We start from the raw sequence: 12,912 nt of genomic DNA, 5'->3' as shown, positions 1-12,912 counted from the left end.
AATGAGCCTTTGGCCCCTTCGGTCTTTGAAGGAAAGGATGGTGAGTATTTGAAGGACGCTAATTGGGGCGAATCAAGCACAGCTCGAATGAAATACCTGCATGCTCGTTGCCTTCACTCCCTCGACAGACTTTATAGGGTCTTGGACATATCAACCACGGACAGACGGGGTGTCCTGTGTCCATTATAAGTTGTCAGGGACTGACCAAAACCTATGTGACGGGCGACGTCCGCGTCGAGGCCTTGAAGGGCATCACGCTGGAGATCGAGAAGGGTGAGATGGTAGCCATCATGGGGCCGTCAGGATGCGGCAAGACCACCCTGCTGAACTGCCTGTCCGGGCTAGATGACGTCACCTCCGGTGAGGTCCTCGTCGAGGAGAAGGACATCACAGCGCTGGACGACGACGAGAAGAGCGAGCTCCGCGCAGTTCGGATGGGGTTCGTGTTCCAGTTCTATAATCTGCTGCCGGTCCTATCGGCCACCGAGAACGTGGAGCTGCCCCTGCTCATCAGCGGGACCAAGAGGGAGGAGGCCAACGAGAGGGCCCTGAAGCTCCTGGACAGGGTAGGCTTGAGCGAAAGGTCCCTACAGCGCCCGTCCTCCCTGTCCGGCGGTGAGAGACAGAGGGTGGCGATCGCCCGCGCGCTCGTGAACGACCCTGCTATAGTGTTCGCCGACGAGCCTACCGGTGACCTTGACAAGAAAACAGCTAACGATATCGTAGCCCTTCTACGGCAGCTCAACCAGGAGAACAAGCAGACCTTCGTCATCGTGACGCACGACCCCGAGGTGGGCGCGAGGTGTGACCGCATCATTCACATGCGGGACGGACTGGTGGTCAGCGATAACGGGAGCGTCGACAGGATAACGCAGGAAATAGATGAAATGGGGTGAGGCCTTGGTGCGATCAAGTACGGTACTCATCTCGCTCATCCTCATCGCCCTATTCGTCGTCGCCTTGCTTATGCTGCCAACACCCTACGCGCTTCTGGTAGGCATCGTGCTGGTGGTAGCGTTCATCTTTCTGGACGCTATGAGGAACCGCATCCTCTTGATCATCGGAAGCCGCAATATCCTCAGGAGGAAAGGCACTACCGTGCTGGTCATCTGCGGCCTCATGGTAGGGACGGCCATCATCTCCGCTTCCTTCATCGTGGGGGACACCCTTGACAACATGATAATCGGCGACACCACCAAGGGCAGCGGGGGAGCCGATTTCGTTATTGAGGCGCCAGGCGAACTGGGCAACGTCATGTTAAACTCCACTCTGGTCGGAGAGCTGGAGGAGGACCTTAGAAGCATTGAGAACGTCCAGATCGTGGAATCCTTCGTGTGGTCCTCCGCCGGAGTTCTGGACAACGAGACCCAGCTCTCGGACGCCGGGGCCGGTTACATGGGCCTAACGGACAGCCTCCTGACCTCGTACGAGCTCAAGGACATAAACGGAGAGCGGATCAGGGAGCTTCCCGGGGAAGGGGAGGCCTATATAAACGAGAAGTTGGCCACGGAGATGGACGCCAAGATCGGAGATCACCTCACGCTGCTTAACGGCTACATAACGATCGACGTAGTGGTGCAGCGCGTAGTCCTGTATGAGGGCCTGGGAAGCTATGGCCTGAAACCGCAAACCTATCTCGACCTGGCCACCTCTCAGGACCTGGCCGGCAGTCCCGATCACAAGAACATCCTCTTCCTGTCCTTGGCGGAGAAAGGGGAGGGGGATTTCGAACGTGCCCGGGAGAACCTAAACACCACCCTCCAGAACTACCAGGAAGAAGGTCTCACGATAACCTTGGACAGGCAGAAGATCATCGATGAGGGCCTGGACAACATGGCCACCTACACCAGCCTGTTCTTCCTCCTGGGATCGTTCTCCATCATTGCCGGGATCGCCCTCATCGTCAACATATTCACCATGCTGGGGGAGGAGCGCAAGAGCGAGATAGGGATCTCGCGCGCCGTGGGCATGAAGCGGTCGCAACTGGTCCGGGTCTTCTCCTATGAGGGCATGCTGTACGCGGCTCTGGCAGCAGGCATAGGGACCCTGGTGGGACTATTTCTTGCATATGTCCTGGTGAACATGGCAGCGGCCAGCATCGACCTGGGCGACCTGCCCCTGGCCGACTACTTCACCTTCACCCCGATCTCACTGGCCTTATCCTACCTCATCGGGTTCATCCTTACCCTCCTGGTAGTGTACATCACCACCCGCAGGATATCCCATCTCAACATCGTCAGGGCGGTCAGGAACATCCCGGAGCCGCCTCTCTCGCGTGAGGACCGCAAAGGCTGGATAATGGGGCTTATGCTCTTCGCCCTCGGCGCGGTCCTCATGGCTGTCGGCATAATGCTGGAGTCACAGCTCTTCAGTATGACCGGTCTTTCCTGCGCGACCATGTCCCTGGGCTTCCTGCTGCGCAAGGCCGTGGGCGACAGGATCGCGTGGAACATCGCGGGCGTGGCCACGCTCTTCATATGGCTCCCCCTGCCGTTCTCCATCTTCCCCTACTCCGGCTTCATCGAGCTGTTCGTGGTCGCGGGGATCTTCATGGTTACCGCAGCCTTGATACTGGTGATGTTCAACTCCGACGAGATCATCTGGTTCTTCACCAAGGTCCTGCGCGTCAAGAAGGCCTACAGGGCAGTGGTGAAGACCGCGATCTCCTACCCCCTAAAGTCGAAGTTCCGCACTGCCCTCACCATCTTCATATTCGGACTGGTCATATTCACGATCACCACCCTGTCCGTGGTGTCAGCAATTCTGGACGTGGGCATACCAAAGCTGGCCGCGGAGACCTCGGGGGGTTATGACATAATCGCCACCACCAACCCCCTCACGCCTCTGGATGGGGACCTGTGGGAGCGGACCAATGCTTCTACCTCGTTCATCAATGGGGAGAACATAACCAACGTGGTCTCCATGCAAACGGGTAGCGGCCTGCTGAAGACGTCCACTACGGACTCCTCAGGAAATCTGGTGATGAACGAGACGGTCTACAACATCCTGGGTTTCGACAGCCGCATCTATACTGAAGGCAATTATTGGCTGGCAGACTGGGACAAGGAGCGGTTTCCAACCGAGGACGAGGTGTGGAACGGTGTGTTGGACAATACTAGCCTGGTCATTGTGGACGGCAGTATGCTCAGCACCGAGATGAGCGATTTCACAGCCGGGCCACAGGCGGATATCGGGGATGTGATCACCATGACCACATCCAACGGCAGCTACTCCTTCACGGTGGTGGGGGTGATGAAGCAGCCCGTCCTCACTGGCCTCTTCGTCAGCCATGTGTTCATGCGGGATAGTCTCAACATCACCAACGCGGGAGTGTACCTCATCAATGTCCAGGATGGACTGGACGTGGACAAGCAGGCCGCTCTTCTGGAGAGGGAGTTCCTGGCCTATGGGATGCAGACCATACCCATAGACACCGTCGCCAAGGAGATCGTCCAGCAGATAAATGGAGTGTTCACTCTGTTCCGGGCCTTCCTCGGCCTAGGCCTCATTATAGGCGTGACCGGCCTGGGCATCATCACCGTCCGCTCCATCAGGGAGAGACGCCTGGAGATCGGCATGATGCGAGCCATCGGTTATACGAAGAGGATGGTGGTGACCAACTTCGCCCTGGAATCTTCCTTTATTTCCTTCCTGGGCATCGTGATAGGTACCCTTCTGGGCATATCCATCGGCTACACCGTGTACCTGGAGGCCTTCGAGGAGCTGGGCTACGACTTCGTCATTCCGTGGGTGGAGATCATCGTCGTCGGCATCGGTGCGTTCCTGGCGACCCTGCTCAGTGTTTTCCCTGCAGCCAGGGGCGCGAGCAAGATATCTCCGGCCGAGGTGCTGAGGTTCGAGTGAGCACAAAGACGTAAGGTGCACGCCGGAACTTGGAGGGTACTTTCGGACCGGAGACAGCTCTCACGGGGCATGCTCACGTCTCGGCGATTTCATTTCTCCCAGTCGTTTCTCGACCCTCTTGTGGAAACCGTCCCTTTGGCTTTTCGTTTTTCGGGCACCTCTCCCTGTCACTCATTTAACTCCCGCGTCCGGTAAGGATTATGTGATAGCATGGACGGAGAGCACTTGGAGACGTACTGGACGATCCTGAAGAACTGGATCGAGGATGAGGTAGGGGCGGAACACCGGGAACAATGCCCAGCGCTGTTCATGGTGGAGGCCGCGCTGCATACCATCAGCAAGGAGGGAGGGGGACTTACCCCAGGCCGCCAAGAGAACCGGGGGTTGCCGTCCAGGGATGGATGCGGGACCTGCGGAGCGTGCCGCCGGTGAGGTAACATGAGCGCAGATGCTACCCCTCGAGGATGGAGAACTTAGGTGCAATGGAGGATATTGGAAGATGATGGAAGTGGAGAAGGAAGCGTCCCTGTTCCTGAAGGATATGTTCCTTAGGACCTCCCGGCAGGGATCAGGCCGGCGTGTCAGGCTGCATGAGCTCGGTCAGCTCATGGGCAGGGACCAGGAGGCATGCATAGCGACCATCGCCAGGCTGAGGCGCCTGGGGTATGTGGACATCGTAGGAGGAAGGGTCATCATCACCGACTCCGGATACGATGCCCTCGACCTCCCCTATGGCCCGGGCATCGATTACGATGAGCTCGCCCTCACCATCGAGGCGCTGGAGTCGCGTGTCTCTGATCTCGAGCTCAAGTTCGAGGAGGAGATCTGTGAGCTTCGGGAGGAGCTCCGGTCCTTGCTGGACGATATCCGCACGGGTAAAGCCAACAAGGTCGGTACCCGGCGTAAGCTGTGGGGTATATCGGACCAGCTGATCAATTCCGGTGCTAATGTGGCCACCATCGTAAGTTTTCTAAGAATGATGTGGCCCTTCATGAGCGGCTGCTGAGCATCATTGCCTGAAAAAGCAGAGTGGAACGGGCCGAGAAGACAGCTGCAAGGAAAGGCATGTAAATATCATCGAGCGATACACCCTGACATGGCCATAGGGACGCTCGCTGAGGCGTCCGATTGCACCCTGGAGGAAGCAGAGAGGTTCTGCCGTGAGGTCATAGATGAGGTCCACAGGGAGGAGCGGATGCTGTCAGACGTGAACGAGCCACGCTGGGGCGAGGCATTGGGATGGGTCATTTCCCTGCTCATACTAGCGATGGCCGCGGTCATCGTCGTAATCTATCCCATTGGTTTCCTCTTCTGGGCCCTGGTCGCCTTCCTCCTGTACAGCTTCAACTTCATCATCTGGTTCGTCCCCACCACCAAGGGCACCGTGCACCAGGAAGGATGGGGCAAGGAATATCTGTCCCTACGAACGGTCAAAGACCCGTTCCTGAACATCGTCAAGAAGAAGAAGGTCCTGGGCTTGGAGATCCTCATCACCATGTTCCTCAGCGGGATGGTCCCTCTGGCTCCGAGCTTTTTCGTGCTGTTCGGGTCAGGCATCTTGTTCGGAGGGTACTACGGCTTCATCGCCCCCGGGAGCGACCCGGTGAGCGCCATCAATCTCATCCTGCAGATGATCGTCATACTGCTTTTCTTCATTCTACTCGTGGTGCTGGAACCTCAGGAGAGGGGGCTCGCTCGCACTGCCCGCAGGTTCAAAGGAAGGTTCGAGAGCGCCCGCAGGGAGAGCATAACGGCCGTGCTGTTCGTCATCGCCATAGTGGGCCTTTTCTTTGCCATCTTTGGGCTCCTGTTCATAGGTGCAATCCTCTTCCCCGGTGGCACCTGGGAGGAGCTGTTGACCTTCATGAAGATCAATGTGGATTCTGACCTCCTGATACTTGTCGTGGTCTTCATCGCCGAGATCGTGCTTATGCGCCATCTTCAGTCAATCTCCGGAAGGAGGATGTCGCGCACACTGCTGAACGATCGGATCGATAGTATCAGAGTGAACGCCCTGGCTCCGGTTGAGGAGGCCCTCTCTCTCGCCCGTGACACCGGTTCCGATACCATTAGCTGCGACATACTTGATCATGCGGAGACCAGCTTCTACAGCATCGTGATCTACGATCTTTTCGAGCACAACTTCTTTGGTTACTGGCCAGTGTATGTCGTGGGTCCTAATCTAAGCGTCGTTCTTGACGAAGAGGCACTGACCCACGTGCATTGACGGCCCCACTTCCTGGACATCTGTTCACGGTTCTCCTTCTCACCAAGCATGGGGAGATCCCTGATCTTCACCGGTCTGTCCAGGACCAGGATATTTTTTCAGCACGGCCGGTGTCATCAGACCCTCCTCCCGACTGGGAGCATTAATGGGCAGAAGGCTTCATTCCACCGTACACCGTGAAATTGTAGTACTTCCAGATCACGTCCACCTTCGAAAAGCCAGCATCCTTCATCCACTTAAGATGATCTGTTAGTCTGGCCGGAGAGTCCTCCCGGTGATAGCGGGGTAGGACCGAGCCGTCGACCTCCTCCCGTGGGAGTCCATGATACATGAAATCAGCCCATTTTTCCATATAGAGTTCCTGCGTCCTTTCATCGGAGGCGAGAACCACGTCGGCATTGAAGAACGAACCTCCAGAAGAGAGCGCCTGGAAGATCCTACGGTACTGATCGATCTTGTCCTCATCGGTGACCATATGGTGCAGGGCCAGGGAAGAGATGATCAGGTCGTAAGGTCCATCGTACTCAAATTCATAAAGATTGTGAAGAAGATACCTGACGCCATTGTGTCCTTTGAGCCTCTCCCTCGCCATGTTCAGCATGTCCTCTGTCATGTCCAGACAGGTCAGCTCCACTGCGGGATGGGACGCCAGAAGCTTCGCGGACAGGGTTCCGGTACCGCAGCCGATGTCTATGGCCCGTAACCTCCTTCCCTCCGGGAGCCGCACACAGTTGATGATGACATCCAGCATCTCATCGTATCGGGGTATCACCTTCCTAATCCACTGATCATATTCTCCCGAGCTCTTTGAGAAGTTCGATCTTATCTCGGCCATCCTCCTTCCCTGCTCATCCATTTTATCATCTTCGCTGTTGTCTCATTAATCCGTTCTCTCCCTGGAATGAATCGATAAACATCATCATATCAAGCGATTAGTTCCGGCTATTATCGAATCTAGGTTCCATATAGCATCCAGAAGGGCATCTATCTACGTAGGTCCGTCTCATTGTTAGACAATTACCTCGAAAGATAAATAACCCCTGGTCTCATGGTTTTTCACGTTCAGATGTACTTTCCATATATCTCTAAAGGGTGATTCGAAATGGCACCGGAGGCCGGGATAGAAGAGCGGATGAACTATATGCTCATGCCTAGGTGCAGGCCTCTGTTCAAAGATACGCTGAGATCCATAGTGTATGGACCAACTCCGCCTGCATGGTCTTCAACTGACAGGCATTTTTCCATGAGACCTAAGGATCCTCGATCCTCCTCTAGAGAAGCAATGAGATGCGGCTTTACATCGACCATTCTTCCTCGGAGGCGATCGGCATAAGCTCTGCAGGTTCAGGTCCAAACATAGATCATGATAATGATAATTCGAAGAACCATCTGACCTCAAAAATGGAGCGATTGACGAGGCGGGCCATTAGAAGAAGGCTGTCCCGAGACCGCAACGAGGCGAGAGGGAGGGGGTTGGACGAACTTCAGGATCCTGTTCTCACCGGCTCTTGGATATACACCTTGGAAAAAGACAAGGACCGGATATGGGTCTCGGAGGGGATCGGCAGGATCTTCGGGATAATCGTGCCGGATGACGGATACGTACCGATAGAGACCATCTGTCGTTGCATCGCTGACATTGAAAAGGTACGCCTATCATTGAGGCAGCTGTTCAACGAGAGGAAGGAGCACGATATGGAGTTCGAGGTCGTGCCTGCCGATGGTGGACCCAACAAGATCGTCCTCTCCGTGGCGGAGATAATGGAAGAGACCGAAGGGTCGACCGTAAGAATGTCGGGGGCCATCTGGGACATCACGGACATCCTGCTTCTGGACTCCAGGATGCGCCGGCTGAACCGTGAGCTGATGGCGATAAAGGAATGCGCTCGTGCCGTAATAAAGGCCAGGAGCGAACAGGAGCTGTGGGACTCCATTTGCCGGATCGTCTGCGATATCGCTGGATATCGATTGACCTGGGTGGGATTGGCGGAAAATAATGAAAAGAAGGACATACGCCCAGTGGCTTGGAGCGGCTGCAACGAAGAGTACGTTCTGAGCGTCAGAGCTACCTGGGGCGATGACGAGAGGGGTACCGGACCTGCGGGCGTGAGCATCAAGACCGGACGGACAACTTTCATACAGGACGTGTTGAACGATGGTAGGTATGACCTTTGGCGGGATCATGCCTTGAAGAACGGTTACCGCTCCTTGATCGCCATTCCTCTGATGGACAGTATGGAAGCGTTCGGTGCCCTGATGATCTACTCTGACAAGACCGATGGCTTCACCTCGGAAGAGGTGGAGCTTCTGGAGGAGATGGCGGGCGATCTTGCATTCGGGATCATCACCTTGCGGATGAGGAGGGAACGGGAGAAGGCCATGGATGCCCTGAAGAGAGTGGAGGCCCGGAACCATACGCTTTACGATCTTTCCCAGATGACGGGAGCTACATCCAAAGACCTCTGCGAGAGGGCAATGAACTGCTGTATCTCACTGTCAGATAGTAAGCTGGGCTTTGTGGCCTTCGTGAACGAGGACGAGACGGCCTTGAACATGCAGAACTGGTCGAAACAGGCTATGGAAGAATGCAAGGTGGCCAACAAGTCCAATACATACAGGATAGAGGAGACGGGTTCGTGGACGGAGTCTCTACGCCAAAGGAGGCCTATCATCGTAAATCGTTACAGCGAACCTCACACCAATAAGAGAGGCCTGCCCACAGGTCATGTGAAGATCGAGCGTTTCATGACCGTTCCCGTTTTCGACCGTGGCCACATAGTGGCGGTCCTAGGCGTGGCCAATAAAGAAAGCGACTATACAGAAGAGGATACGACCGATCTTTCCCTTCTCATGGACGGGATGTGGCGCATCGTGCGTAAGCTAAAGGCCGAGGAAGAGCTGAAGGAGCATCATAACCTCCTCAACTCTTTCGCCGAGAACATCCCCGATGCCATCTACATAAAGGATCTTGATGGAAGATATATGATGATGAACCCCGGAGGGGCCGCTCTCCTTGGGATGGACAGCGATGATGTGCTAGGAAAGGATGATGAAGCTCTATTTGGCACCGAGGTCGCCGCCCAGGTAAGATGTGAAGATCAGGAAGTGATCAAGGAACGCCAAGCCAGGACCTACGAGGCTACCAGCATGATAAGGGGCCGTAGGACGACATACTCCACCTGGAAGGCGCCTTACATGAACTCCGAAGGAGAGGTCATCGGGGTGATGGGCTATAGTCGTGATATCTCGGAGAAGAAGGAGGCCGAGGAGGCCCTGCAGCGCTCGGAGCAGATGCTCAAGATCGTCATCGATAACTTCCCTGGGGTGGTGTTCTGGAAGGACCGCAACCTTGTCTACCTGGGTGCGAACAAGGAATCAGCCACTAATGTGGGCTTCGATGACCCCTCTGAATATGTCGGAAAGACCGATTATGACCTGCCCTGGGCCGAGACCGAGGCAGACGCTTACAGGGCGGACGACCTTGAGGTCATGGAGAGCGGGATACCCAAGCTACACATCATCGAAAGGCAGCAACGACTTAACGGTAGGTTCGGCTGGCTGGATACAAGCAAGGTCCCACTGCGGGATAAGGACGGAAAGGTCTTCGGGATCCTGGGCACGGCCACCGATATCACGGAGAAGAAGAGGGCGGAGGATGCCCTGCGGCAGGCCAACCTCATCGTGGAGAACAGCCCAGTGATGCTGTTCCGCTGGCGGGCCGAGGAGGGATGGCCGGTGGAGCTGGTATCCAATAACATCACCCAGTTCGGTTATGATCCCCAGGAACTGCTCGATGGATCGATAAAATATGCGTCGATCATACACCCGGATGATCTGGCTCACACCGCTGAGAAGGTTGAAAAGTGCGTTAGAAGCGGGAATAATCAGTTCGAGCAGACCTATCGCATCAGGACCAAGGACGGGCACTACCGATGGGTGGAGGACCGCACCGTGGTGGAACGCGATGCCGATGGCGGGGTCACTCACTACCAGGGTATCGTGATCGACATCACAGAGCGAAAGCTGGCCGAGCAGGGCTTGCAGGAGAGCGAGGAGCGGAACCGCAGGCTGTTGGGAAGGTCCTTCGACGCCAGGATCACACACCGTGATGGCAAGATCATCTTCGCCAACGATACAGCGGCCAGACTCGTTCGTGCCGAGCACAGGGAGGCTCTTATCGGAAAGGACCTGGTCGAGTTCCTGACCGTTGAATCCAAGGAACAAGCGGAGATGAGGATACGACAGCTGTATGCTAAACCTGGGACCGTGGTGCCGATCCTCGAAGAGCAGTTCATCTGCTTCGATGGGGACTTTATTGACGTCGAGGTCACGGCCGCGAGCTTCCTCGAAGGAGGAAAGTCTACAGTTGAGCTGGTGTTCCGGGACATATCCGAACGTAAGCGTATCCAGGAGGAGTTGAGAGGGAGCGAGGAGAAGTTCAGGCGTCTGGTCGAGAACGCGCCTTACGCGATGCTCATAATCGTAGATGACAGAATAAAATACCTGAACCCAGCCGCCATGGAACTGTTCGGCGCTTCCTCGGCAGATGACATATTAGGGACCTATGTCTCGGACCGCGTCGATCCTCGCTTCAGACCAACGTTGAGGAGGCGGAAATACCAGCTCGAGGTCGAGAAGAGGCCCACGGAGAAGACGGACGAGGTCTATATCAAGCTTGACGGGACAGCAGTCGATGTTGAGGTCGCTGCCGTGCCTTACCGGTTCAACAATGACGACGGGTCTCTGATCATCCTACGGGACATCACGGACAGGAAGCGAGCCGAGGAGGCCTTAGAGAAGCGCATACTGGCGCTGACCAGACCTCTGGACGAGATGGAGGAAATCGTCTTCGAGGACCTTTTCAACATACAGGAGCTCCAGCACCTTCAGGACCTGCTTGGGAAGGCCTGGGGCGTCGGGGTACTCCTGACCCGACCGGACGGTACCCCCATCACCCGTCCCAGCAACTTCACGCATTTCTGTGCAGAGTTCATCCGCAAGAACGAGAAGGGGCGCCAGAAGTGTATCGCGTCCGACTCTTTAATCGGAGGTCATAATCCCTCTGGACCGACGATCAAGCGTTGTTTGAGCGCCGGACTGTGGGGGGCGGGAGCGAGCATCACCGTCGGCGGCCGCCATATCGCTAACTGGTTGATCGGCCAGGTCCGAAACGAGGCTCAGACCGAGGAGGAGATGGTGGAGTATGCACGCGAAATAGGCGTAGATGACTCACAGTTCCGCGAGGCTTTCCTTCAGGTGCCTGTCATGCCTCAGGAGAGGTTCGAGCACATCGCGCACACCCTCTTCGCTCTGGCCAACCAGCTCTCATCCATAGCCTACCAGAACATACAGCAGGCGAGGTTCATCGCCGAGCGTAAGCTGGCTGATGACGCTCTCCGTGAGGCCAACCTCATCGTGGAGAACAGCCCGGTGATGCTGTTCCGCTGGCGGGCCGAGGAGGGATGGCCGGTGGAGCTGGTATCCGGGAACGTCGTGAGGTTCGGGTACGAGCCGGAGGCGTTCCTCAATGGTTCATTGCTCTTCTCCGACATCGTTCATCCCGATGACCTCGATGGCTTAAAGGCCGCCTTTGATGAAAAGATCCGTCAGGGCGAGGACAGCTACGAAGGTATTTATCGTATCCGCAGCAGGGACGGAGACTACCACTGGGTGGACGAACGCACCTACCTCGAGAGGAACTCCGAAGGGATAGTGACCAAAATTCAGGGGATTGTAATAGATATCACCGAGCGAGTGGAGGCAGAGAAGCGACTTCAGGCGATCAATGAGGCCCTGAAGGAGGGGGAAGAGAAGTATCAAGAGCTCTTCGAGCTAGGAAGCGAGGCCGTATTCTTGATCGACAACGAAACGGGAAGGGTCCTCGAATGCAACACCGCTGCGAGCGAGATGTACGGTTACACCCACAAGGAGCTTCTGGAATCGTATACACGCGACCTCTTGGCAAAGAGGGGAGAACCAGAGAGCAAGATAATCGAGAACAGGAACGGCAGTGTGATCATACCTCTGGAATACCACCGTAGAAAGGATGGCCGGATGTTCCCAGTGGAGGTCAACAGTCGGTACTTTACATGGAAGGGGAACCAAGTCCACGTGGCTGCGGTCAGGGACATTACGGAGCGGATCAGGACCTCCGAGGCCCTTCGTCAGGTCAATAAAAAGCTGAACCTCCTGAACAACATCACCCGGCACGATCTGAAGAACCAGATGACCGCCCTCACGGGCAACATGGCCCTGGCGAAGATGAAGAGAGCGGACCCTTCGTTCGATGTTTACATGGAAAAGGCCCTAGCATCGGCGGACAGCATGACCGCCATCATCAAGTTCGCCGAAGCTTACGAGGAGATAGGTGTACGCGAGGCCATTTGGCAGGACCTGAAGGCCCTGGTAATCGACAGCGTAGCGGACGTACCACCGAGCAAGCTACGGATCGTCAATGATGTCCCAGCAGGGGTAGAGGTCTTCGCCGATCCTCTCATCAAGAAGGTCTTCTACAATCTCATCGACAATGCCATCCGTCACGGTGAGAAGGCCACGACCATACGCTTCTCCGTGGAGAAGGTCGACGGGGTTCACGCCATCGTATGCGAGGACGATGGTCTGGGCATCTCTGCGGACATCCGGAGCAAGCTGTTCAATAGAGGTTTCGGGAAGAATCACGGCCTGGGCCTGTTCCTATCGAGGGAGATCTTGGCCATAACCGATATAAACATGACCGAGGAGGGCGAACCGGGAAAGGGGGCTCGCTTCGTCATGTCCGTCCCCAGGGACGGGATGCGAGGCGTTTATCTTTAGGACCTCGC

7 protein-coding genes are annotated in these 12,912 nt (G+C 56.0%); 6 read left to right on the top strand and 1 reads right to left on the bottom strand.

What is annotated here, in order from left to right:
* The first annotated feature begins 176 nt into the window (after nt 1-176).
* From GXX95_00515 to GXX95_00495, 5 genes are all read left to right on the top strand, one after another.
* Entirely contained in the window at nt 177-896 is a 720-nt protein-coding gene (locus GXX95_00515) for an ABC transporter ATP-binding protein (protein ID NLT36629.1), read from the top strand.
* Complete coding sequence (locus GXX95_00510; GenBank protein NLT36628.1) at nt 883-3,864, top strand: FtsX-like permease family protein; 2,982 nt, start codon at nt 883-885, stop codon at nt 3,862-3,864. Before GXX95_00515 ends, GXX95_00510 begins: the two co-directional genes overlap by 14 nt.
* A gap of 210 nt (nt 3,865-4,074) precedes the next feature.
* On the top strand, nt 4,075-4,296 hold the full coding sequence (locus GXX95_00505; protein NLT36627.1) for a hypothetical protein: 222 nt from the start codon (nt 4,075-4,077) through the stop codon (nt 4,294-4,296).
* A gap of 67 nt (nt 4,297-4,363) precedes the next feature.
* Nucleotides 4,364-4,870, top strand: coding sequence for a hypothetical protein (locus GXX95_00500; GenBank protein NLT36626.1), 507 nt, complete (start codon nt 4,364-4,366; stop codon nt 4,868-4,870).
* 90 nt (nt 4,871-4,960) lie between these two features.
* Entirely contained in the window at nt 4,961-6,091 is a 1,131-nt protein-coding gene (locus GXX95_00495; protein NLT36625.1) for a hypothetical protein, read from the top strand.
* A 142-nt stretch (nt 6,092-6,233) separates the two neighbouring features.
* Here the strand turns inward: GXX95_00495 and GXX95_00490 are convergent, their stop codons facing one another.
* A complete protein-coding gene (locus GXX95_00490) occupies nt 6,234-6,947 on the bottom strand; it encodes a class I SAM-dependent methyltransferase (GenBank protein ID NLT36624.1) in 714 nt (237 codons plus the stop codon).
* Between the two features lie 617 nt (nt 6,948-7,564).
* On the opposite strand from GXX95_00490, the gene GXX95_00485 reads away from it, so the two are divergent.
* Nucleotides 7,565-12,904, top strand: coding sequence for a PAS domain S-box protein (locus tag GXX95_00485; protein NLT36623.1), 5,340 nt, complete (start codon nt 7,565-7,567; stop codon nt 12,902-12,904).
* The last annotated feature ends 8 nt before the right edge of the window (nt 12,905-12,912 follow it).

Origin of the sequence: Methanomassiliicoccus sp. (assembly GCA_012719175.1) — an archaeon.
In the GTDB taxonomy this organism is placed as follows: Archaea; Thermoplasmatota; Thermoplasmata; order Methanomassiliicoccales; family Methanomassiliicoccaceae; genus UBA6.
The sequence above is the reverse complement of the archived record's forward strand: the minus strand, read 5'-3'. Positions and strand labels throughout refer to the sequence as shown.